Origin of the sequence: Nocardioides sp. (assembly GCF_964228225.1) — a bacterium.
GTDB lineage: Bacteria > Actinomycetota > Actinomycetes > Propionibacteriales > Nocardioidaceae > Nocardioides.
This window is the reverse complement of the sequence record NZ_CAXQZB010000078.1, coordinates 116,724-138,169: the sequence shown is the minus strand read 5'-3', so window position 1 is coordinate 138,169 and position 21,446 is coordinate 116,724. Positions and strand designations below refer to the sequence as shown.

19 protein-coding genes are annotated in these 21,446 nt (G+C 74.9%); 13 read left to right on the top strand and 6 right to left on the bottom strand.

Annotation, left to right across the window (positions count from 1 at the left end; translation table 11 throughout):
• The first annotated feature begins 22 nt into the window (after nt 1-22).
• Nucleotides 23-1,609: a diacylglycerol kinase family protein gene (locus ACERUJ_RS18375; protein ID WP_370250360.1), complete on the top strand. Its 1,587-nt coding sequence runs from the start codon at nt 23-25 to the stop codon at nt 1,607-1,609.
• A gap of 126 nt (nt 1,610-1,735) precedes the next feature.
• On the opposite strand, the gene ACERUJ_RS18370 is transcribed toward ACERUJ_RS18375, so the two are convergent.
• Genes ACERUJ_RS18370 through yidD form a run of 3 tightly spaced genes read right to left on the bottom strand, consistent with a single transcriptional unit; the run spans nt 1,736 to nt 4,647 of the window.
• Complete coding sequence (locus ACERUJ_RS18370) at nt 1,736-3,385, bottom strand: ABC-F family ATP-binding cassette domain-containing protein (protein ID WP_370250358.1); 1,650 nt, start codon at nt 3,383-3,385, stop codon at nt 1,736-1,738.
• A 37-nt stretch (nt 3,386-3,422) separates the two neighbouring features.
• Nucleotides 3,423-4,193 carry a hypothetical protein gene (locus ACERUJ_RS18365; protein ID WP_370250357.1) on the bottom strand — a complete coding sequence of 257 codons (771 nt, stop codon included), beginning with the start codon at nt 4,191-4,193 and terminating at the stop codon, nt 3,423-3,425.
• Between the two features lie 46 nt (nt 4,194-4,239).
• Nucleotides 4,240-4,647 (bottom strand): membrane protein insertion efficiency factor YidD, encoded by a 408-nt coding sequence (gene yidD / locus ACERUJ_RS18360; RefSeq protein WP_370250356.1) that lies wholly within the window; start codon nt 4,645-4,647, stop codon nt 4,240-4,242.
• Between the two features lie 69 nt (nt 4,648-4,716).
• On the opposite strand from yidD, the gene ACERUJ_RS18355 reads away from it, so the two are divergent.
• The 6 genes from ACERUJ_RS18355 (at nt 4,717) to ACERUJ_RS18330 (ending at nt 13,712) form a co-directional block, all read left to right on the top strand.
• Nucleotides 4,717-5,688, top strand: coding sequence for an aldo/keto reductase (locus ACERUJ_RS18355; protein WP_370250354.1), 972 nt, complete (start codon nt 4,717-4,719; stop codon nt 5,686-5,688).
• Between the two features lie 281 nt (nt 5,689-5,969).
• Complete coding sequence (gene kdpA / locus ACERUJ_RS18350; protein WP_370250353.1) at nt 5,970-7,643, top strand: potassium-transporting ATPase subunit KdpA; 1,674 nt, start codon at nt 5,970-5,972, stop codon at nt 7,641-7,643.
• Complete coding sequence (gene kdpB, locus ACERUJ_RS18345) at nt 7,640-9,778, top strand: potassium-transporting ATPase subunit KdpB (RefSeq protein WP_370250352.1); 2,139 nt, start codon at nt 7,640-7,642, stop codon at nt 9,776-9,778. Before kdpA ends, kdpB begins: the two co-directional genes overlap by 4 nt.
• Before the next feature lie 48 nt (nt 9,779-9,826).
• Nucleotides 9,827-10,450, top strand: coding sequence for a potassium-transporting ATPase subunit KdpC (gene kdpC, locus ACERUJ_RS18340; RefSeq protein WP_370250351.1), 624 nt, complete (start codon nt 9,827-9,829; stop codon nt 10,448-10,450).
• 8 nt (nt 10,451-10,458) lie between these two features.
• Nucleotides 10,459-13,041 (top strand): DUF4118 domain-containing protein, encoded by a 2,583-nt coding sequence (locus tag ACERUJ_RS18335; RefSeq protein WP_370250350.1) that lies wholly within the window; start codon nt 10,459-10,461, stop codon nt 13,039-13,041.
• Nucleotides 13,038-13,712 (top strand): response regulator, encoded by a 675-nt coding sequence (locus ACERUJ_RS18330; RefSeq protein WP_370250349.1) that lies wholly within the window; start codon nt 13,038-13,040, stop codon nt 13,710-13,712. The genes ACERUJ_RS18335 and ACERUJ_RS18330 overlap by 4 nt, the downstream gene beginning before the upstream one ends.
• A gap of 4 nt (nt 13,713-13,716) precedes the next feature.
• Here ACERUJ_RS18330 and ACERUJ_RS18325 read toward each other — a convergent pair whose 3' ends face one another.
• Nucleotides 13,717-14,109, bottom strand: a complete 393-nt coding sequence (locus ACERUJ_RS18325) for a DUF4446 family protein (protein WP_370250348.1) — start codon at nt 14,107-14,109, stop codon at nt 13,717-13,719.
• Nucleotides 14,110-14,141: 32 nt separating this feature from the next.
• Between ACERUJ_RS18325 and ACERUJ_RS18320 the strand changes: the two genes are divergently transcribed.
• From ACERUJ_RS18320 to ACERUJ_RS18295, 6 genes are all read left to right on the top strand, one after another.
• A complete protein-coding gene (locus tag ACERUJ_RS18320) occupies nt 14,142-14,744 on the top strand; it encodes a TMEM165/GDT1 family protein (RefSeq protein ID WP_370250347.1) in 603 nt (200 codons plus the stop codon).
• A gap of 65 nt (nt 14,745-14,809) precedes the next feature.
• Nucleotides 14,810-16,039 (top strand): arginine deiminase, encoded by a 1,230-nt coding sequence (locus ACERUJ_RS18315; RefSeq protein WP_370250346.1) that lies wholly within the window; start codon nt 14,810-14,812, stop codon nt 16,037-16,039.
• 22 nt (nt 16,040-16,061) lie between these two features.
• Nucleotides 16,062-17,201: an acyltransferase family protein gene (locus ACERUJ_RS18310; RefSeq protein WP_370250344.1), complete on the top strand. Its 1,140-nt coding sequence runs from the start codon at nt 16,062-16,064 to the stop codon at nt 17,199-17,201.
• Between the two features lie 34 nt (nt 17,202-17,235).
• The gene (locus ACERUJ_RS18305) at nt 17,236-17,604 is read left to right on the top strand and encodes a Crp/Fnr family transcriptional regulator (protein WP_370250342.1); all 369 of its coding nucleotides are present in this window, start codon (nt 17,236-17,238) and stop codon (nt 17,602-17,604) included.
• Nucleotides 17,605-17,638: 34 nt separating this feature from the next.
• Nucleotides 17,639-18,685 (top strand): adenylate/guanylate cyclase domain-containing protein, encoded by a 1,047-nt coding sequence (locus tag ACERUJ_RS18300; protein ID WP_370250341.1) that lies wholly within the window; start codon nt 17,639-17,641, stop codon nt 18,683-18,685.
• 110 nt (nt 18,686-18,795) lie between these two features.
• Nucleotides 18,796-19,575 (top strand): hypothetical protein, encoded by a 780-nt coding sequence (locus ACERUJ_RS18295; protein WP_370250339.1) that lies wholly within the window; start codon nt 18,796-18,798, stop codon nt 19,573-19,575.
• A gap of 81 nt (nt 19,576-19,656) precedes the next feature.
• On the opposite strand, the gene ACERUJ_RS18290 is transcribed toward ACERUJ_RS18295, so the two are convergent.
• Both ACERUJ_RS18290 and ACERUJ_RS18285 read right to left on the bottom strand, forming a co-directional pair.
• Nucleotides 19,657-20,574, bottom strand: coding sequence for a DUF5926 family protein (locus tag ACERUJ_RS18290; RefSeq protein WP_370250338.1), 918 nt, complete (start codon nt 20,572-20,574; stop codon nt 19,657-19,659).
• A 37-nt stretch (nt 20,575-20,611) separates the two neighbouring features.
• Nucleotides 20,612-21,442: a glycerophosphodiester phosphodiesterase family protein gene (locus ACERUJ_RS18285; protein ID WP_370250337.1), complete on the bottom strand. Its 831-nt coding sequence runs from the start codon at nt 21,440-21,442 to the stop codon at nt 20,612-20,614.
• Between the last annotated feature and the right edge of the window lie 4 nt (nt 21,443-21,446).

Sequence of the window (21,446 nt, the reverse complement as noted above, 5' to 3'; positions counted from 1 at the left end):
CGACGTCGCCATACTGACGGGCGTGATCGAGCGACCCCCGCGCCAGCTGCTGACCTGGGTCGTCGGGCTGCTCGCGGCGCTGGCCGCGCTCACCGCGGCGGTGCTGACCGACGTCGCCTGGCTGGTGGACCTCGACCACCGCGGCGAGGGCGCGGAGACCTGGGCGGTGGACGACCGCGGGCTGCGGCAGCTGCTGCTGGGCGTGGAGGACGCCTTCGGCACGATCGGCATCACGGTGATCACGGTCGTGCTCGCGATCGCGCTGGTGGCCAAGGGTCACCGCCGGGCCGCGGGGTTCGCCGCCGGCACGGTGCTGACGACGTCGCTGGTCACGACGCTGCTCAAGGCGCTCACCGACCGCGACCGGCCGGTGTGGCAGCACCCCGAGGAGCTGCTCACCAACCCCGCGTTCCCCTCCGGCCACGCCTCCTCCATCACCGCGCTCGGCGGGGTGGTGCTCGTGCTGGGCTCGATGCTGATCCGCCGCGCGCAGCTGCGCCGCGCCCTCACCGGCCTGGTGGTGCTGGTGGCGCTCGCGGTGTACCTCGACCGGGTGCTGCTGGGGCGCCACTACCCCAGCGACGTCGTCGGCGGGGCGCTGCTGGGCGCGGCCGTCGTCCTGCTGGGTCTGGCGGTGTACTCCCCCCTGCCGCGCAGCCACGCCGAGAAGAGCGACCCCCTGCCGCAGGCCGTGCCGAGCACGCGCCGCCTCGCCGTCGTGCTCAACCCCATCAAGGTGGAGGACGAGGCGGTGTTCCGCGAGACCGTGCGCAGCCTGGCGGTGGAGGCCGGCTGGCAGGAGCCCACCTGGTACCTCACGACCCCCGAGGACTCCGGCACCGGGCAGGCCGAGCAGGCCGCCGTGGCCGGCGCCGACCTGGTGATCGTGTGCGGCGGCGACGGCACCGTGCGCGAGGTGTGCGCCGAGCTGGCCGGCACCGGCATCCCGGTGGGCATCATCCCCGCCGGCACCGGCAACCTGCTGGCCCGCAACCTCGAGCTGCCGCTCTACCTGCGCGCCGCCATCGACGTCGCGCTCACCGGCCAGGACCGCGCCATCGACATGGTGCGCGTCACCGGCGACGGCGAGCTGGCCGACCGCCCCGACTCCCACTTCCTCGTCATGGCCGGCATGGGCTTCGACGCCGCGATCATGGAGGGCGTCAACGAGGACATCAAGAAGCGCGTGGGCTGGCTGGCCTACGTGCTCTCGGCACTGAAGTCGCTGATGTTCCCCGCGGTGAAGGTCGAGCTCAGCGTCGACGGCGGGGAGTGGACCAAGCACCGCGCCCGCACGATCCTGGTCGGCAACGTCGGCTACCTCCAGGCCGGCATGCCCCTGCTGCCCGACGCGGTGATCGACGACGGCCGCCTCGACGTCGTCCTGCTCTACCCGCGCACCTTCTTCTCCTGGATCCCGCTCGCGCTGCGCGTGCTCGCCAAGCGCCGTCGGGTGGACGACACCGTCAACCGGATGACCGGCCGCACGGTGTCCATCCGCGCCGCCGTCGACACCCCCCGCCAGCTCGACGGCGACTCCATCGGCGCCGGCCGCGAGCTCCACATGGAGTGCCTGCACGGCCGCGTGCTCGTGCGCGTCCCCCGCTGACCCTCCCGGCCCGTCGGTGGTCGCCGGGGGTGCGTTGCAACGAGCGAAATGTGCGGGGGCCGCGGTGGGTACCGCGGTCCCTGTTGCACAATTCGCTAGTTGCAACGGGGGACGGCGACCCACCGCCTACGCGCGGACGACGACGGCGCCGGCGTCGACCTCCCAGCGCTGGTCGAGCCTCACGCCGGCGAGGAGCCGGCGGTCGTGGGAGACCAGGAGCAGGGCGCCGTCGTAGGAGTCCAGGGCCTGCTCGAGCTGCTCGATGGCGGGCAGGTCGAGGTGGTTGGTGGGTTCGTCGAGGACGAGCAGGTTGACGCCGCGGGCCTGGAGCAGCGCCATCGCGGCGCGGGTGCGCTCGCCGGGCGAGAGCGCGGCCACGCGGGCGCCCACCTGGTCGGCCTTGAGCCCGAACTTCGCCAGCAGGGTGCGCACCTGCTCGGTGGTGAGGTCCGGCACGACCTCCTCGAAGGCCCGTCCGAGCGGGAGGTCGTCGGCCAGGCCGGTGCGGGCCTGGTCGATGACGCCGACCTCCACCGACGCCCCGAGGCTGGCGCGGCCGGCGTCGGGGGCGAGGTCGCCGAGGAGCAGGCGCAGCAGGGTGGTCTTGCCGGCGCCGTTGGGTCCGGTGATGCCGATGCGGTCGCCGGCCGAGACCTGCAGCGAGACCGGCCCGAGGGTGAAGTCGCCGCGGCGCACCAGGACGGCGTCGAGGGTGGCGACGACGCTGGAGGAGCGGGGGGCGCGGGCGATGTCGAACTGCAGCACCCACTCCTTGCGGGGCTCCTCGACCTCCTCCAGGCGGGCGATCCGCGACTCCATCTGGCGCACCTTCTGGGCCTGCTTCTCCGAGGACTCGGTGGCCGCGCGACGCCGGATCTTGTCGTTGTCGGGCGACTTGCGCATCGCGTTGCGCACGCCCTGGCTGCTCCACTCGCGCATCGTGCGGGAACGGGCGACGAGGTCGGCGCGGGCGGCGGCGTACTCGTCGTAGGCCTCGCGGGCATGACGCCGCATCACCGCCCGCTCCTCGAGGAACGTCTCGTAGCCGCCGTCGTAGACGGTGACCTGGTGCTGGGCGAGGTCGAGCTCGACGATGCGCGTGACGCAGCGGGCCAGGAACTCGCGGTCGTGGCTGACCAGCACCACCCCGCCGCGCAGGCCCTGCACGAAGGTCTCGAGCCGGGCGAGGCCGTCGAGGTCGAGGTCGTTGGGGGGTTCGTCGAGCAGCACGACGTCGAAGCGGCTGAGCAGCAGCGCGGCGAGCGCGACCCGGGCGGCCTGGCCGCCCGAGAGGTCGGTCATCAGGGCCCCGCCGTGCACGACGCCGTCGGCCAGACCGAGGTCGGCGAGCACCGGGCCGAGCCGGTCCTCCAGGTCGGCCGCACCGCTGGCCATCCACCGGTCGAACGCGACGGCGTACGCGTCGTCGGCGCCCGGATCGTCGGAGCCGAGCGCCGCGGCGGTGGCCTCCATCGCCGCGGTGGCCTCCGCGCAGCCGGTGCGCCGGGCGACGTAGGCGGCCACCGTCTCCCCCGGCACCCGCTCGTGCTCCTGGGGCAGCCAGCCCACGAACGCGTCGGCCGGGGCCGTGCTCACCCGGCCGGCCATCGGCGCGTCGACGCCGGCGAGCAGGCGCAGCAGCGTGGACTTGCCCGCGCCGTTGGCCCCGACCACCCCCACCACGTCGCCCGCGGCGACGGTGAGGTCCAGGCCCTCGAAGAGCACGCGGTGGCCGTGACCGCCGCTGAGGTCCTTGGCGACGAGGGTGGCGCTCACCGGCTCATCGTAGGGCGCCGGGCCGCGCCCGCGACGCTCAGCAGCGGCCGTACTCGGCGCGTGCCAGGTCGAGGCAGAGCACGCCGAGGTCGGTGGGCACCAGCCGCGGCGACGCCTCGGCGTCGGCGGTCCACTCCCAGGCCGTGAGCCGGGCGATCAGGGTCTCGGGGCGGGTGCGAGCCGTGACCAGCCGGCCGTCGGGGATCTGCCACACCACGGTCGTGGGCTCCTCCGGGCCGCCGCGGCTCGCACGCAGCCCCGGGGCGGGTGGCGGGAGCGCCACGAGGTCGCCGTCGGACGACACCGCCACGACGACGTCGCGGGTGGCGTGCCCGAGGTCCTCGTGCACGACCACCGCAGACCCCGCGTCCACCCCGCCCGGGACCTCCCTCGGCGCGAGGGGCAGCGGATCGGGGCGGACGTGCACGGCGGCGGGGTCGTCGATCCCGAGCGCGAGGCTGCGCGCCAGCCCGTCGGGGCCGGTGATCGTGACCAGCACCTCGCCGGCCGGACCCTGTCCCAGGCTCACCACCGTGCCGTCGGAGAGCGTGCCGACCTGCCCGACGGGCAGCCCCTCGCCGGGGTCGACCGCCGGGAACAGCGCGGGCAGGTCGCCCTGGCGCCACTCCGAGCGCGGCAGCGGGGTGATCGGGACGCGCGGGGCGCGCGTCGTCGTCTCTGCTGCCGGCGTCAGCCGGTCCTGCGGGCCGCCGCCCGGGGACGGCAGGCCACACCCCGCCAGGACGGGCCCGAGCAGCCCGAGCAGCCCGACCAGGAGGAGCAGGGGGAGCGGGGGCGCGGCGCGCAACGGGGTCACCCTCGGGAGACGCGCCGCGCGCCCGATCGGTTGCCGATCAGGCCCGGCCCGCCCGGCCCGCCTGCGCACAGGCCCGGAACCGCGCCCGCATCGCGGGGATCGAGCGCAGCAGGCCCCGCTGCCGCACCGAGATGATCGCGTAGCGCGAGCAGGTGGGTTCCAGGTGGCACACCGGGCCGCGGCGCGGCGAGACGTGCGCCTGGTAGCTGCGCAGCGCCCGCAGCACCACCCGCTGCGACGACGGCGCATCGGTGACCGGCGGCACCCGGAAGTACCCGCCGGCGGTGCGCACCAGCATGGTGAGGACCAGCCCGAGGTGGGCGATCAGGCAGGGGCTGTCGCAGCAGTCGACGACGTCGAGGCCCTCGCCCCAGTCGCGCTTGCGGCGCTCGCGGCGGCGTCGGCGGGGCAGGAACCCGACCGGGCGGTGGGGGCGGCGGCTCATGGACCGCACTCTTCCGCGGGGGAGGGCCGCGAAACCAGCAGGTTTGGCGTCGGGTGGATCAATGGACCCATGCGCTACCTCCGACTCGGTGCCACCGGCCTGCAGGTCTCCGCCGTCACCCTGGGCTGCATGAGCTGGGGCGACCCCGCCCGCGGCGGCCACCCCTGGGTGATGAGCGAGGACGACGCCGCCCCGCTGGTGCGCGCGGCCGTCGAGGCCGGCGTCACGCTGTTCGACACCGCCAACGTGTACTCCGGCGGCTCCTCGGAGGAGATCACCGGCCGGTTGCTGGCCCGCTACGCCCGCCGCGAGGAGGTGCTGATCGCCACCAAGGTGCACGGTCGGATGCACCCCGGACCGCTCGGCGCGGGGCTCTCGCGGGCCGCGATCCTGCACCAGGTGGACGCGAGCCTGCGCCGCCTCGGCGTCGACCACATCGACCTCTACCAGATCCACCGCTGGGACCCCGCCACCCCGATCGAGGAGACGATGGAGGCGCTGCACGACGTCGTGCGGGCCGGGAAGGTGCGCTACCTCGGGGCGTCGTCGATGTGGGCGTGGCAGTTCGCGAAGGCCCAGCACGTCGCCGAGCGGCACGGCTGGACGCCGTTCGTGTCGATGCAGAACCACTACAACCTGCTCTACCGCGAGGAGGAGCGGGAGATGAACCCGCTGTGCCGCGACCAGGGGGTCGGGCTGCTGCCGTGGTCGCCGCTGGCCCGCGGTCGCCTCACCCGCGACTGGGACACCAGCACCGCCCGCAGCGAGACCGACGCCTTCGGCGCCACGCTGTACCGGCCCGAGGACGCCGACATCGTGGCCGACGTCGCCGCCGTCGCCGAGCGACGCGGGGTCTCGCGCGCGCAGGTGGCGCTGGCCTGGGTGATGGCCCAGCCCGGGGTGACCTCCCCGATCGTCGGCGTCACCCGTCCCGAGCACCTCACCGACGCCCTCGCCGCCGTCGACCTGACCCTCACCCCCGACGAGCTGGACGTCCTCGGCTCCGGCTACCGGCCCCACGCCGTCGCCGGCCACGTCTGACCCTCACGCCCGCTCAGGGTCACCGAGGGACGTCGTCACAAGCAAACGGCAGGCGAACTCGGCCGGATCGCATGCCGTTTGCTTGTGACGACGGGAGACGGCGACCACAGGACCGTCAGGAGGGGCGTCAAGAGGGGGCCAGGGGGCGTCAAGGAAGCGTCAAGGGGGCCGTGAGGGCGGCGTCCGGGGGGCTGCGATGAGGGGGTGACCGATGTCCTCTACGTGCTGATCACGCTGGTGGCGTTCGCGCTGCTCGCGCTCCTGGTCGGCGTCCTCGACCGGTGAGCGCCACCGGCCCGGCGATCGCCCAGATCCTCGCCCTCGTCCTGCTCGTCGCCCTGGTCGTGCCCTTCGTGGGCCGGCTGCTGGCGCACCTGTACACCCCGCCCCGCCACCTCGCCCTCGAGCGGGTGACCTACCGGGTGCTGAAGGTCGACCCCGACGCCGACCAGCACTGGCGCACCTACGCCCTCTCGGTGCTCGGGTTCAGCCTGGTCGGCATCCTGGCGCTCTACGCGTTCGGCCGGCTGCAGCAGCACCTGCCGCTCTCCCTCGGGTTCGGCGCCCTGCCGGCCGACGGGTCGTGGAACACCGCCGTCTCGTTCGTGACCAACACCAACTGGCAGTGGTACTCCGGCGAGGCCGCCCTGGGCCACCTGATCCAGATGTCGGGGCTGACGGTGCAGAACTTCCTGTCCGCGGCCGTCGGCATGGCGGTGGCGGCGGCGTTCGCCCGCGGCCTGGCCCGGCGCGACGGCGAGGCCGGACAGGGGTGCGTCGGCAACTTCTGGGCCGACGTCGTGCGCACGGTGTACCGGGTGCTGCTGCCCACCGCGGTGGTGGCCGCGGTGCTGCTGGTGGCCTGGGGCGCGGTGCAGAACCTCGAGCCCGCCCGGCTCCTCGACACCCTCACCGGCGGCTCCCAGCACCTCACCGGCGGCCCGGTGGCCTCGCAGGAGGCGATCAAGGAGCTCGGCACCAACGGCGGCGGGTTCTACAACGTCAACTCCGCGCACCCCTTCGAGAACCCCACGCCGCTGTCGAACCTGCTCGAGCTCTGGCTCATCCTCGTGCTGCCGTTCTCGATGGCCTGGGCCTTCGGGATCATCGTCGGCGACCGGCGCCAGGGCGCGGCGATCGCTGCGGTCATGGCGATCCTGCTGCTCGGCTCGATCGCCCTGCTGACCTGGGCCGAGATGGCCGGCCCCGGCACGGCGCCCACGCTGGCCGGCGGCGCGATGGAGGGCAAGGAGCAGCGGTTCGGCACCGCCGCCTCGGCACTGTTCGCCGCCGTCACGACCGGCACGTCCACCGGCGCGGTGAACGCGATGCACGACTCCCTCACCGCCCCCGGCGGCGGCATCGCGATGTTCAACATGATGCTGGGCGAGATCGCGCCGGGCGGGGTCGGCTCCGGTCTGTACGGGATGCTGATGCTCGCCGTCGTGACCGTCTTCCTCAGCGGCCTGATGGTGGGCCGCACCCCGGAGTACCTCGGCAAGAAGATCGGGCAGCGCGAGATCGTGCTGGTGGCCGGCTACGTGCTGCTCACCCCGACCCTGGTGCTGGTCGGCGGCGCGCTGGCCCTCAGCGTGCCCGCCGGGCTGGCCGGGCTCCAGGAGGACGGGCCCCACGGGCTGAGCGAGGCCGTGTACGCCGTGACCTCCGCGGCCAACAACAACGGTTCCGGCTTCGGCGGGCTCACCTCCGACACCCCGTTCTGGAACACCCTGCTCGGCACGCTCATGCTGCTCGGCCGGTTCGTGCCGATCCTGCTGGTGCTCGCCCTGGCCGGCCGCTTCGCCGCGACGCCGCCCGCGCCCCCGAGCGCCGGCACGCTGCCCACCCACAAGCCCCTGTTCGTCGTCCTGCTCACCGGGGTCGCCCTGGTGGTCGTGGGACTCACCTACGTGCCGGTCCTCGCACTCGGCCCGATCGCGGAGTCACTGTCATGAGCGACGTCGTCACGCCCACCCCCGATGCCACCCCCGATGTCACCCCCGGGGCCGGCCCCGACGCCGGCGGCAGCAGCGGCGTCCTCAGCGCGGCCCAGCTGCTCGAGGCCCTGCCCGGGGCGTTCCGCAAGCTCGACCCCCGGGCCCTGCTCGCCACCCCCGTGATGCTGGTGGTCGAGGTCGGCGCGGTGGCCACCACCGTGCTCGCCGCCCTGGACCCCAGCACGCTGGGCTGGTCGGTCACGGTCTGGCTCTGGCTCACCGTGCTGTTCGGCACCCTGGCCGAGTCGGTGGCCGAGGGTCGCGGCCGTGCCCAGGCCGCCAGCCTGCGCGCCCTGCAGACCGAGACCACCGCCCGCCGGCTGCGCGGCACCGACCCGGGCGCACCCGCTCCGGAGCTGGAGGAGGTGCCCAGCACGGAGCTGCGGGTGGGCGACCTGGTGGTGGTCGAGGCCGGCGAGCGGATCCCCGGGGACGGCGACGTCGTGGACGGCGTCGCGTCGGTGGACGAGTCGGCCGTGACCGGTGAGTCCGCCCCCGTGATCCGCGAGTCCGGCGGCGACCGCTGCGCGGTGACCGGCGGCACGACCGTGCTGAGCGACCGGATCGTCGTGCGCATCACCGCCGCACCCGGCCACTCCTTCGTGGACCGGATGATCTCGCTGGTCGAGGGCTCCGAGCGTCAGCGCACCCCCAACGAGATCGCGCTCAACGTGCTGCTCTCGGCGCTCACCGTGGTGTTCGTCGTCGTGGTCGGCACGCTGTACTTCTTCGCCGACTACAGCGACACCGAGCAGCCGGTGCTCGTGCTGATCGCGCTGCTCGTGTGCCTGATCCCCACCACCATCGGCGCCCTGCTCTCGGCCATCGGGATCGCCGGCATGGACCGGCTCGTGCGGCGCAACGTGCTGGCGATGTCCGGACGCGCCGTGGAGGCCGCCGGCGACGTCGACGTGCTGCTGCTCGACAAGACCGGCACGATCACCTACGGCAACCGTCGCGCCAGCGCGCTGCTGCCCGTGCCCGGGGTGGACCCGGCCGACCTGGCCGAGGCCGCGCTGCTGTCCTCCCTGGCCGACCAGACGCCCGAGGGCCGCTCGATCGTCGAGCTGGTGCTGAGCGACGCCGCGCGCACCCGACCCGACCTGCCCGCCGGCACCGAGCTCGTGGAGTTCTCCGCCACCACCCGCATGAGCGGCGTCGACCTCCCCGCCACCGCGACCGGACCCGCCCGGCTCGTGCGCAAGGGCGCCGGCTCGGCCGTGATCGCCTGGGTGGCCGGTGGCACCGGCGGGGACGACCCGGCCGCCGCGGCGATCGAGGCCCACGTGGCCGCGGTGTCGAGCACCGGCGGCACCCCCCTGGTGGTGGCCGAGCGGATCGGCGACGCCCCGGCCCGGCTGCTCGGGGTCATCCACCTCAAGGACGTCGTGAAGGACGGCATCCGCGAGCGGTTCGACCAGCTGCGGGCGATGGGCATCCGCACGGTGATGATCACCGGCGACAACGCCGTCACCGCCGCCGCGATCGCGGCCGAGGCCGGGGTCGACGACGTGCTGGCCGAGGCCACGCCGGAGGACAAGCTGGCCCTGATCCGCCGCGAGCAGGAGGGCGGTCGGCTGGTCGCCATGTGCGGCGACGGCACCAACGACGCCCCCGCGCTGGCGCAGGCCGACGTCGGGGTGGCGATGAACACCGGCACCAGCGCGGCCAAGGAGGCCGGCAACATGGTGGACCTCGACTCCGACCCCACCAAGCTGCTGGAGGTCGTGGAGATCGGCAAGCAGCTGCTCATCACCCGCGGCGCGCTCACGACGTTCTCGGTGGCCAACGACGTCGCCAAGTACTTCGCGATCCTGCCGGCGATGTTCGTGGTGGCCTTCCCGCAGCTGGACGTCCTCAACATCATGCAGCTCTCGAGCCCCGCGTCGGCGATCCTCTCGGCGGTGGTGTTCAACGCCCTGGTGATCATCGCGCTGATCCCGCTGGCGCTGCGCGGGGTGCGCTACCGGCCCGCCGGGGCGGAGGCGCTGCTGCGCCGCAACCTGCTGATCTACGGCGTCGGCGGCCTCATCGCCCCGTTCGTGGGGATCAAGCTGCTCGACCTGCTGCTCTCGCCGCTGCCCGGGCTCTGAGCCGCCCGCCCCGACCCGCACCCGCACCGACCCGATCCGAGGAACCCGATGTCCGATCTGTACGCCCTGCTCCGGCACTCCCTGGCCGGCCTGCGGCTGCTCGTGGCGATGACCGTCGTCACCGGCCTCGCCTACCCCCTGCTCGTGACGGGTGTGGCCCAGGTGGCCTTCCCCTGGCAGGCGCGCGGCTCGCTGCTCACCGCCGAGGGCACCCGCACCACCTCGGTCTCCGAGGCCGTCGGGTCGTCGCTGATCGGCCAGGTGAACGACGACCCCCGGCTGTTCCACCCCCGGCCCTCGGCCGCCGGCGAGGGCTACGACACCCTGGCCACCTACGGCTCCAACCTCGGCCCGGAGAGCCCCGACCTGATCGCGGCCGTCCGGGAGCGGCGCGCCGAGGTGGCAGCCCGGGAGGACGTCGACCCGGCCACCGTGCCGCCCGACGCGCTGACGGCCTCGGGCTCGGGCCTGGACCCCGACATCTCCCCCGCCTACGCCGCGCTGCAGGTGCCGCGCGTGGCGCGCGAGAACGGGCTGAGCGAGGACGTCGTGCGCGCGCTGGTGGCCGACGCCACCCGGGACCGCACCCTCGGGTTCCTGGGCGAGCCGCGGGTGAACGTGCTGGAACTCAACCTTTCCGTGACCGCCGCCCGCGCGGACGACGCGCCATAGTGGATCCCGTGGACGGTGCGCAGGCCCAGGACCCGGGGACCCCGGTCGACGCCACCCGCCGCGGCCGGCTCACGGTCTACCTCGGCGCCGCCCCGGGGGTCGGCAAGACCTACGCGATGCTCGGGGAGGCCCAGCGCCGCCTCGCGCGCGGCACCGACGTCGTCGTCGGGGTGGTCGAGACCCACGAGCGGCCCCACACCACCTCGATGTTGGACGGCCTGGAGGTGATCCCGCGCCGGGTCGTGGAGCACCGCGGCGCGAGGTTCAGCGAGATGGACACCGAGGCGATCCTCGCCCGGCGCCCCGCGGTGGTGCTGGTCGACGAGCTCGCCCACACCAACGTGCCGGGCAGCCGCCACGAGAAGCGGGTCGGCGACGTCGAGCAGCTGCGCGCGGCCGGCATCGACGTCGTCACGACGGTGAACATCCAGCACCTGGAGTCGCTCAACGACGAGGTGGAGCGCATCACCGGGGTGCGGCAGCGCGAGACCGTGCCCGACGAGGTCGTGCGCACCGCCGACCAGATCCAGCTGGTCGACATGTCGCCCGAGGCGCTGCGCCGCCGGATGGCCCACGGCAACGTCTACCCCGCCGACCGCATCGACGCCTCCCTCACCTCCTTCTTCCGCCTCGGCAACCTCACCGCCCTGCGCGAGCTCGCCCTGCTGTGGCTGGCCGACCGGGTGGACGACGCCTTGGGCGACTACCGCCGCGCCCACCGCATCGAGCACCCCTGGCCCACCCGCGAGCGGATCGTGGTGGCGGTGACCGGCGGCGCGGAGTCCGAGACCCTGCTGCGACGCGGCGCGCGGCTCGCCCAGCGCGCGGCCGGCTCGGAGCTGCTGGCGGTGCACGTCATCGCCCAGGACGGGCTCACCCGCCCCGACGACACCCGGATCGCCCGGGCCCAGCAGCTCGTGGCCAGCCTCGGAGGCACCTTCCACTCCGTGGTGGGCGACGACGTCGCGGCCGCGGTGGTGGACTTCGCGACCGGCAGCAACGCCACCATGATCGTGGTCGGCGTCTCGCGGCACTCGCGGCTGCGACGCCTGTTCACCGGCACGACCGGCGATCGGATCGCGGCCCTGGCCGGGGCCATCGACGTGCACCTGGTGACCCACGACGAGATCGGCGGGGCCGCCCGGCGCGCCCCGCGGCTGTCTCCGCTGAGCCGGGAGCGCCAGGTGGCGGCGTGGCTGGTCACCGTGCTGCTGCCGCCGCTGCTGCTCACGTTCCTGCGCGCCTTCGAGGACACCGACCAGCTGCCGCTGGCCGAGATGCTGTTCCTCGCCGGCACCGTGCTCGTGGCGCTGATCGGCGGCCTGCTGCCCGCGATCGCCACGGCCGTGGTCAGCTTCGTGCTGCTCAACTACTTCTTCACCCCGCCGACCGGGGTGCTCACCGTCGGCGAGCCGGCCAACCTGATCGCGCTGCTGGTCTACCTCGCGGTGGCCACGGGCGTGGCGACCGTCGTCGACCGGGCCTCGCGCCGTGCCGCCGACGCCGTGCGGGCCCGCACCGAGGCCGCCACGATGTCCTCCCTGTCGCGCTCGGTGCTCACCGGCGCCGACACCGCCGAGGCGATCACCGCCCGGGTGCGGGAGGTCTTCGCCCAGCGCTCGGTCTCGCTGCTGGGCCGCGTGCCGCCCGGTGTCGGCGCCTGGCAGGTGGTGGCCAGCAGCGGCCCCGACCACGCCTGCTCCCCCGACGCCGGCGACACCCGCGTCCGCGTGGACGACGACCACGTGCTGTGCCTGCGCGGCGAGCCGCTGCGCGCCAGCGACCAGCGAGTGGTGGAGGCCTTCGCGGTGCAGACCAGCCTGGTGCTGGAGTACCGGCGGCTGCGCGAGCGCGAGCAGCGTGCGGCGGCCCTGGAGGGCGCCCAGGCCACCTCCACGGCCCTGCTGCGCGCGGTCTCGCACGACCTGCGCACCCCGCTGGCCACCATCCGCGCGGCCGTGGAGGGGCTGGTCGGCGGGGTCGAGGGGGCCGACCGCGCCGAGCTCGTCACCACGCTGGCGACCTCCACCGACGCCCTGGAGGCGCTGATCGGCAACCTGCTCGACCTCTCGCGCCTGGAGTCGGGGCTGGTCGCGCCCGTGCTGCGCGAGCGCAGCCTCGACGAGGTGCTGCCGCTCGCGGTGGCCGGCCACCCGCCGGGCACGGTCGTGCTCGACGTCGCCGAGCCGGCGCCCGTCGTCGTCACCGACGCCGGGCTGCTGGAGCGGGTGGTGGCCAACCTGGTGTCCAACGCCGTGCGCCACGCCGGCGACATCGGACTCGCGCGCGGACCGGTGCGGGTGCTGGCCCAGGTGCTGCCCGAGACCGTGGACGTGCTCGTCGTCGACCGCGGGCCCGGGGTGCCGCCCGACCGGCGCGAGGCGATGTTCGCCCCCTTCCAACGGCTCGACGACCACGGCCCGGGCGGCCTCGGGCTCGGCCTCGCGGTGGCCCGCGGGTTCGCCGAGGCCCTCGGCGGGCGGCTGGTGGCCGAGGACACCCCCGGCGGCGGCCTCACGCTCGTGCTGTCCCTGCCGCGGCACGGGCTGCCCGTGCCCGAGCAGCCCGCCGATCGGGAGGTGGCGGTGTGAAGGTCCTCGTCGTCGACGACGAGCCGGCCCTGGCCCGGGCGCTGGCCATCAACCTGCGCGCCCACGGCTGGGACGTCGTGACGGCCGCCGACGGTCGCTCGGCGCTGGAGGCGGCCGCGACCGAGCACCCCGACGTCGTCGTGCTCGACCTGGGCCTGCCCGACCTCGACGGCACCGAGGTGATCGCCGGCCTGCGCGGCTGGACCAGCGTGCCGATCGTCGTGCTCTCCGCGCGCCAGCACGGCGACGACAAGGTGGAGGCGCTCGACCTCGGCGCCGACGACTACGTGACCAAGCCGTTCGCGATGAACGAGCTGATGGCGCGGCTGCGGGCCGCGGTGCGGCGTGCCGCCGAGCCCGCCCCCGCGGCCGCGGTGGTGGAGGTCGGCGACCTGCGCATCGACCTGGCCCGCAAGCGGGTGGCCCGCGACGGCGTCGACGTGCGCCTGACACCCACCGAGTGGGCGTTCCTGGAGCTGCTCACCCGCCACCTGGGCCGCCTGGTCACCCGCGAGCAGCTGCTGCGCGAGGTCTGGGGACCGGCGTACCTGCACGAGGGGCACTACCTGCGCGTCTACGCGGCCCAGCTGCGCCGCAAGCTCGAGGCCGACCCCTCCCGGCCCCGCCACCTCATCACGACGCCGGGCGTCGGCTACACCCTCGAGCCCTGAGCCGCTACTCGCCGCGGGCCTGGAGGATCGCCTCGATCTCCTCGGGCGAGGGCTGCACGCAGCGCCCCGCCGCCACCGGCTTGGCGTAGCTGCGGGTGTCCTGGCGACCGTGGATGGCGGTCAGGACGACGCCGTCGCCGGCGTCGTCGAGCAGCGCCACCGACCACGACAGGTGCCCGCCCATGTCGCCGAACGCGTCGTAGCGCACCACGCCGACGTGGCGCACCGCACCGGCGTTCTCGGCCCGCAGCGCGGCCACCTCCCGGCGCAGGCCGGCCACGTCGGTGGGCAGGTCGGCGCCGTCGGCCCGGGGCCGGGGGTGGGCGGCGCGCCAGGCGACCACCAGGGCCGCGACGGCCACCACCAGCGCGAGCCCGGCGAGCACCCCCACGATCATGGGGTCACGGTAGTCGCTGGGAGGATGGCCGGATGGACCTCGCCGCGCTGTTCCTCACCTTCGGTGCGATCTTCCTGGTCGAGCTGCCCGACAAGACCTTCGTGGCCACCCTCGTGCTCGCCACGAAGTACCGCCCCCTGCTGGTGTGGATCGGCGTCGGCCTCGCCTTCACGGTGCAGACCACCGTGGCGGTCACCCTCGGCAAGGTCGTCACCGTGCTGCCCGAGGGCGTGGTGAAGGGCGCCTCGATCGCCCTGTTCCTCGCCGGCGCCGCCCTGCTGGTGCGCGAGGGCCTCAAGCACCGCCGGGCCGCGGAGGAGGACGACGGCGCCGAGTTCGGCGAGAAGGCCCGCCCCGCCGACGGCTGGCGCGCCGTGCTGGCCTCCTTCGTGGTGCTCTTCGCCGCCGAGTGGGGCGACCTCTCCCAGCTGCTCACCCTCTCGCTATCGGCGCGCTACGACGCCCCGGTGGCGGTGTTCCTCGGCGCGCTCGCGGCCCTGCTCACCGTCAGCGGCCTGGCCGTCGTGGTGGGCCGCAGCCTGCTGCGCGTCGTCCCGATCCACGTGCTGCACTTCGCGGGCGCCGGCGTCTGCGGCCTGCTGGCCGGGCTCACGGTGGTCGAGCTCGTCCGCTGAGCGACGGCGGCCCCCCGACCGCGCCGCAGATTGTCAGACAATCCGGGGTTCCCTAGGCTGCGGCCATGCCCGACGACGTCGCCGCCGCCCGCACCCCCGCCCCGCACGGCGCCGACAGCGAGGTGGGCCGGCTGCGCACGGTCATGCTGCACCGGCCGGGCAAGGAGCTGAGCCGTCTCACCCCGCGCAACAACGACCGGCTGCTCTTCGACGGCGTGCCGTGGGTGGCGCGGGCGCAGGAGGAGCACGACGCCTTCGCCCAGGCCCTGCGCGACCGTGACGTGGAGGTGCTCTACCTCACCGACCTGCTCACCCAGAGCCTGGAGGTGCCCGAGGCCCGCGCCGTCGCGATCGACACCACGCTGGACGATCCCCACCTCGGCGACACGCTCCACGACTACCTGCACCGCTTCCTCTCCGACGCCACGCCCGCCGAGCTGACCTCCTACCTCACCGCCGGCATCCGCAACGACGAGGTGCGCGGCGGCTTCGGCCTGGTCACCTCCCTGCTCGACGCCGACGCGTTCCTGGTGGACCCGCTGCCCAACCTGCTCTTCACCCGCGACTCCTCGGTGTGGGTGCGCGACCGGGTGGCCATCACCTCCCTCGCCATGCCCGCGCGTCGCCGCGAGACCCAGCTCACCGAGCTGATCTACACCCACCACCCGCGCTTCGCCGGCACCCCGCGCATCCACGGCCACCACCTCGAGCACGTCGAGGGCGGCGACGTCCTGCTGCTGGCCCCTGGCGTCATCGCCGTCGGCGTCGGGGAGCGCACCACCCCGGCCGGCGTGGAGCGCCTGGCCCGCCAGGTCTTCGACGACGACCTGGCCCACACCGTGCTCGCGGTGCCGATCGCCCAGGAGCGGGCCACGATGCACCTCGACACCATCTGCACGATGGTCGACGTCGACCAGATGATCGTCTACGAGAACGTCGCCGACTCCCTGGTGGCCCACGCCGTCACCCGCGGCGAGGAGGGCCGGCTCGCGATCGCGGCGCCCCGCCCCTTCCTGGCCGCGGCCGCCGAGGCGATGGGCATCGACGCGCTGCACCGCATCCACACCGGCCTCGACCCCGTCACCGCCGAGCGCGAGCAGTGGGACGACGGCAACAACACCCTCGCCCTCGGCCCGCGGGTCGCGGTGGCCTACGAGCGCAACGACGCCACCAACGCCCGCCTGGAGGCCGCGGGCATCGAGGTGGTCCCGATCGCCGGCTCCGAGCTGGGCTCGGGCCGCGGCGGGCCGCGCTGCATGAGCTGCCCGATCGCCCGCGACCCGCTGCCCGCCTGAGGCGGGGCGGACGACGCGCGCGATGACGTCGCCCCCGTCGTCGCACCCGTCGTCGCACCCGTCGGGGCGGCAGGCCTGGGTCGACGTCGCCCGCGGGATCGCGATCACGCTCGTCGTGGTGCACCATGCTCGGTTCTGGATGGCCGAGGTGCTGCCCGGCACGCAGGCGTGGCAGGTGCTGAGCACCGCGCTCGTGCCGCTGCGCCTGCCGCTGTTCTTCCTGATCTCGGGGATGCTCGCCGGCCCCTGGCTCACCCGGTCGTGGGACGAGCTGTGGCGCCGCAAGCTGGCCGGCTGGCTGTGGGCCTACCTGCTGTGGTCGGTGGTCGCCACCGTCGTCCTCGGCCTGCTCGTGCTGCCCGGCGTCGGCGGTCCGCTCGACCGGGCCGGCACCTGGACGACGCTGCTGTACGCACCACGCACGGCCACCTGGTACCTGCTGGCCCTGCCGCTGTTCCTGGCGCTGTGCCGGCTGCTGTGGCACGCCTCGGGCCGGCAGGGCCTGGCCTGGCTGGCTGCGGCGGCGGCGGTCCTGTGCGGAGTCGTCGCCGCCGCGCCGCTGCCGGTGGAGTTCTTCGTGTGGGACTCCGCGGGCCGGTTCCTCGTGTGCTTCGTCGTCGGGGCGCTCGCCCGCCCGGCCCTGTGGCGTCTGGGCGACCTCGCGACCCGCACCGCGGCGCTCGCCGCCGCGGCCCTGATCCTCGCCGCGGCCGCCGTCTCGACCGTGCCGCAGCTGCTGGGCGTCCCGGTGGAGGAGGTCGCACGGCTGCCCGGGCTCTTCCCCCTCACCGTCGCCCTGATGGGCACCGGCGGCCTGGCCGCGGCGGTGGCGCTCTCGCGCACCCGGCTCGCCCCGCCGCTGGCGGCCTGCGGGCGCCGCACCCTGGAGGTCTACGTGCTGCACGTCGTGGTGCTGCACGTCCTCGCGGTGACGGTCGACCGCATGGGCCTCACCGGGGCCGGCGACCTCGCCGGTCTCGTGGCGGTGCCGCTCGCCGCCGCCCTGGCACTCGCCGTGTCCCTCGCCCTGGCCCGACCCCTGGCGCGCGTGCCGTGGGCCTTCGCGCCCCCTCGCTGGTGGCGCGACCTCGCCCCCGCGAGACGCGGCGACCCCGCGCTGGACACGACCCCGGGCACCGACAAGACTGCACCCGGCGCGTGACGACGTTCACGCCCCTTCGACGAAAGGTCTCCCGATGGCTTCGTTCTTCGACTCCTTCACTCCCCGCGAGGTGGCTCGGATCAGCGCGCACGGACGCCGTGTGAAGCTGCCCGAGGGCTGGTCGCCGATCTGGGAGGACACCCCGGCGGACAAGGCCTACATCCTGCTCGAGGGCAGCGTCTCCGTGCGCCGCGACGGCAGCGAGATCGCCCAGCTCGGCCCCGGCGACATCGTCGGCGAGGCCGCGATCGTGGGCCACACCCTGCGCACCGCCTCGATCGTGGCGCTCACCCCGCTCGTCGCGATCCACTTCACCGACAGCGACCTCAAGGAGCTCCTCGAGGAGATGCCCAGCTTCCGCGAGAAGGTCACCGCCCTGGTGCAGGAGCGCGTCGGCCACTGACGCGCCGCCGATCCCCCCGCTCGGGCCGACCCCGGTGACCCCCGAGGACCCCGCCGACCCCGCCCTGGACGAGCGCGCCGCCGGCCGGGGCACGCCGGTGAGCCTCGGGGAGGCCGCCGGGGTGCTCGAGGCGCTCGTGCTCGGGGAGACGCCGAGCCTCACGCGCCTCGACGTCAACCGGCTCTCGGGGGTCCCCCAGCTCGACTCCGAGCGGCTGTGGGGCCTGCTGGGCTTCGCCCAGGTGCCCGACGACGAGGTCGCCTTCACCTCCGCCGACGTCGACGCCCTGCGGCTGGCCCGCGAGCTCGTCGCGCTCGGCATCCTCACCCCCGAGCGGCAGGACGCGCTGGTGCGCACGTGGGGTCGCAGCTTCGCGCGGCTCGCGGAGTGGCAGACCAGCCTGCTGGCCACTGTCGCGATCGAGACCGCCGCGGCCGACCCGGGCGCCTCCGCCGCGGGATACCCCGTGCTCGTCGAGGAGGTCCTGCCGCGCGTGGAGGCGCTGCAGGCCTACGTCTGGCGCCGCCACCTCGCCAGCGCCGCGGGACGGCTGCTCGAGGACGACCCCACCAGCCCCACGGTGCGCGCGGCGGTCGGGTTCGTCGACATCGTCGGCTACACCGCCCGCAGCACCTCCCTGGAGGAGACCGAGCTCGTGGAGTGGCTCGAGGGCTTCGAGGCCACCGTCACCGCGGCCGTCGTCGCGGCCGGTGGTCGGGTCATCAAGAACATCGGCGACGAGGTGCTCTTCGTCTCCGACGACGTGCACGCCGCCGCCCGGGTGCTGCTCGACCTCACCCGGCGCGCCGCCGACCCCGACGACACCTTCCCCGACGTCCGTGCGGGACTGGCCTGGGGCGAGGTGGTCGCCCGGCTGGGCGACGTCTTCGGGCCCACCGTCAACCTCGCCGCGCGGCTCACCTCCGGCGCCCGACCCCACACCGTGCTCGTGGACGCCGGCGCGAGGACGGCCCTGGAGGCCGACCCCGACCTGCGGCTGCGGCGCGTGCGCGGCTTCGCGGCCAAGGGCTACGGACACCTCGGCGCCTGGCGGCTGCGCCGGGCCGACGATCCGGACTGACCGGGCAGACCGGGCAGACCGGGCTGACCGGGCTGACCGGGCGGGGCGGGGGCGTTCCATCCTCCTCCCGCCGGTTCGGCGGGGCCCGGGTGCTCGCCTAGCCTGGGGCCATGCGCCTCCTCCGCACCCCCACGCTCCTCGCGCGCCGCAGCGCCGCCGTCGTGCTCGCCTCCTCCCTGCTGCTGAGCGGCTGCGGCGGCGACGACTCCGAGGCCGGCGACGGCGCGTCCGCCGCGGCCACGTCGGAGGGCGCCGGCCCCACCGACGACCCGGCGACGCCGGGCAGCACCGACGACGCCACGCCGGACCCGGACGCGGGTGACGACACCCCCGGCGCCACCGACGACCCGAGCGAGCCCGGTGACTCCGGCGAGGGTCCCGACCTGCCGGACCCCGAGGACGCCCCGAGCGGCCTCGACGTCGCCACCGCCAAGCCGTGCGACGTGCTCACCCTCGACGACGCGGTGGCGCTCATCGGCGACGACGCCGCGCTGCTGGGCGAGGACGACGCCGAGCGCCGGCAGTCGGATTCGGAGTCGGCCTGCGTCTACGCCCCCGAGGGCACCGCGACGGCCGACGCCGCCACCGTGCCGACCCTGGGCCTGACCCTGGTGCGCAGCGAGGGGCTGGTGAAGCTCTACACCGAGCGCGAGGGCGCCGGCCGCTACCCCGACCCGATGGACGGCAACCGCGAGGTGCGCCGCGCCGACGTCGGCGACGTCGTGGCGTGGACCACGACGGTGAAGGACGACCCCGACTACGCCGCCTTCACCTTCTCCCCCGACGGCACCAGCGTGTACGCCATCGTCTACACCGAGCCCGACGCCGGGAACGACGCCCTGCGCAACGTGCAGGCGCTCGGCGACGCCCTCGTCGCCCGCTTCTCCTGACCGGACCCGTCCCCGGGGTGCGGCCGCCCGGAGGCCGCCCCCGGCGAAGGTCTCAGCGGGGGTCTCAGCGGGGCCGGCGTGTCAGCGGATGGTGACCTGGCGGTTGGCCAACCCGTTGCGGGCGGCCCGCTCCTCGGCGGAGAGGTCGGTGCCCAGCGCCAGCGCCTCGTCGAGGGCGGCCCGGAAGGCGACGGCCGGCTCCTCGAGGGCCTCAGCGCCCGTGCCCACCGGGAGGTCCCACACGGGCACGAGCAGGCCGTGGGCGCGGAACATGCCGACCAGGCGGGCGTCGGGCACGATCCGGTCGCGGCCCGCGACGTGGAGCCGGGCGAGGGCGGCGAGCAGCTCGTCCTCGGGCTCGGGCATCACCCAGCGCAGGTGCTCCTTGGTGCCGACGTTGGTCCAGTAGCCGGCCTCGACGCCGGTGAGGCGCGCGGTGGGCGTGGCGGCGGCGTTGGCCTGCTCGAGGGCGGCGTCCAGGCCCTCGGCGTCGGGCATGTCGGCCACCCAGAAGTCGAAGCCGTCGTGCACGGTGACCTCGAGGGTGGTGTTCTCGAGCAGGTCCTGCAGGCGGGGGCCGGGGCCGGGGGCCTCGGTGAGGCCGATGAGGCCGGGCTCGGTGGCGGCGACGGCCTGCTCGAGCACCGCGCCGAGGTCGCGGGAGGGGTCGCCGTAGGCGTGCTGCACCTGCAGGCCGAGCCACACCTGGCCGCTGTCGCGCGCCATGGCCGGCACCGCCATCGGCAGCAGGGTGCACAGCTGCACCACCTTGTCGGTGCCCTTGACCTGCAGCGGGGCGGTGGCGGCCGGCACCAGCTCGCGCAGGGCGACCAGGTCGCACTCGCCCGCGAGCCCCTCGAAGGGACGCGCGACGTAGACGGCGTCGCCCGAGCCGTGGCAGGCCTTGTAGCGCTTGCCGGAGCCGCACGGGCAGGGCTGACGCGGGCCGACCTCGCCGGCGGCGACGGGCTGGGACTTCTGGCGGGAGCGCTTGGCCATGGGGGCAACCTACCGACCCGCCCGGGCGCCCGCGCCATCAGCGTCCCAGCGTCTCCAGCACCCAGCCCGGTCGGTCGGTGATCACGGCGGCCACCCCGAGGCGCCGGCACAGCTGCAGGTCCTCCTCGGTGTTGACCGTCCACACGTGCACGTCGTGGCCCGAGCGCTGCATCCGGGTGGCGAGCGCGGGGTTCTCGCGCAGCAGGGCGATCCCCGGGCCCATCACCCAGTCCGACCCCACCACGCGGCGCAGCATCGGCCACAGCTGGGCGCGCTCGAGCAGCTGCACCAGGCGCACCTCCGGCGCGAGCCGCTCCACCCGCTGCAGCGCGGTGTAGGAGAAGCTCATCACCCGCACCGGCGCGCCGGCGCGGTCCCAGCCGAAGTCGCCGAGCATCTCCACCAGCCGGCGCTCCACCAGTCCGCCGAAGCGGGTGGGGTGCTTGGTCTCGATCGCCACCTCCACCCGTCGGCCCGCGTCGGCCACGGTCTCGAGCAGCCGCCGCAGGGTGAGCACGCCGTCGAGGTCGTCGTCGCGCTCGGGGGCCTCGTCGTCGAGGTCGGCCCACGGGTTCTTCCAGGCCGCGAAGTCGAGCTCGTGCAGCTCGGCGAGGTCCATCGTCGACACCACACCCCGGCTGCTGGCCGTGCGGCGCAGGTCGCGGTCGTGCACGCACACCAGGTGGCCGTCGGCCGTGAGCCGCACGTCGCACTCCAGCGCGTCGGCCCCGGCCTCGATCGCGGCGAGGTAGGCGCCGAGGGTGTGCTCGGCGTTGTCATGACTGGCCCCGCGGTGGGCGACCACCTGCGGCGCCGGGGCGCCCGGCCGGTCGGGGACGGCGGCCGGCTCCGGGGGCGGGGCGGTCATGGGA

What these genes read in the sequence shown, in the direction of transcription:
- yidD (WP_370250356.1), bottom strand. Translation starts at nt 4,647, where the DNA reads ATGAGCCGCCGCCCCCACCGCCCGGTCGGGTTCCTGCCCCGCCGACGC.
- ACERUJ_RS18355 (WP_370250354.1), top strand. Translation starts at nt 4,717, where the DNA reads ATGCGCTACCTCCGACTCGGTGCCACCGGCCTGCAGGTCTCCGCCGTC.
- kdpB (WP_370250352.1), top strand. Translation starts at nt 7,640, where the DNA reads ATGAGCGACGTCGTCACGCCCACCCCCGATGCCACCCCCGATGTCACC.
- kdpC (WP_370250351.1), top strand. Translation starts at nt 9,827, where the DNA reads ATGTCCGATCTGTACGCCCTGCTCCGGCACTCCCTGGCCGGCCTGCGG.
- ACERUJ_RS18325 (WP_370250348.1), bottom strand. Translation starts at nt 14,109, where the DNA reads ATGATCGTGGGGGTGCTCGCCGGGCTCGCGCTGGTGGTGGCCGTCGCG.
- ACERUJ_RS18320 (WP_370250347.1), top strand. Translation starts at nt 14,142, where the DNA reads ATGGACCTCGCCGCGCTGTTCCTCACCTTCGGTGCGATCTTCCTGGTC.
- ACERUJ_RS18315 (WP_370250346.1), top strand. Translation starts at nt 14,810, where the DNA reads ATGCCCGACGACGTCGCCGCCGCCCGCACCCCCGCCCCGCACGGCGCC.
- ACERUJ_RS18310 (WP_370250344.1), top strand. Translation starts at nt 16,062, where the DNA reads ATGACGTCGCCCCCGTCGTCGCACCCGTCGTCGCACCCGTCGGGGCGG.
- ACERUJ_RS18305 (WP_370250342.1), top strand. Translation starts at nt 17,236, where the DNA reads ATGGCTTCGTTCTTCGACTCCTTCACTCCCCGCGAGGTGGCTCGGATC.
- ACERUJ_RS18295 (WP_370250339.1), top strand. Translation starts at nt 18,796, where the DNA reads ATGCGCCTCCTCCGCACCCCCACGCTCCTCGCGCGCCGCAGCGCCGCC.
- ACERUJ_RS18290 (WP_370250338.1), bottom strand. Translation starts at nt 20,574, where the DNA reads ATGGCCAAGCGCTCCCGCCAGAAGTCCCAGCCCGTCGCCGCCGGCGAG.
- ACERUJ_RS18285 (WP_370250337.1), bottom strand. Translation starts at nt 21,442, where the DNA reads ATGACCGCCCCGCCCCCGGAGCCGGCCGCCGTCCCCGACCGGCCGGGC.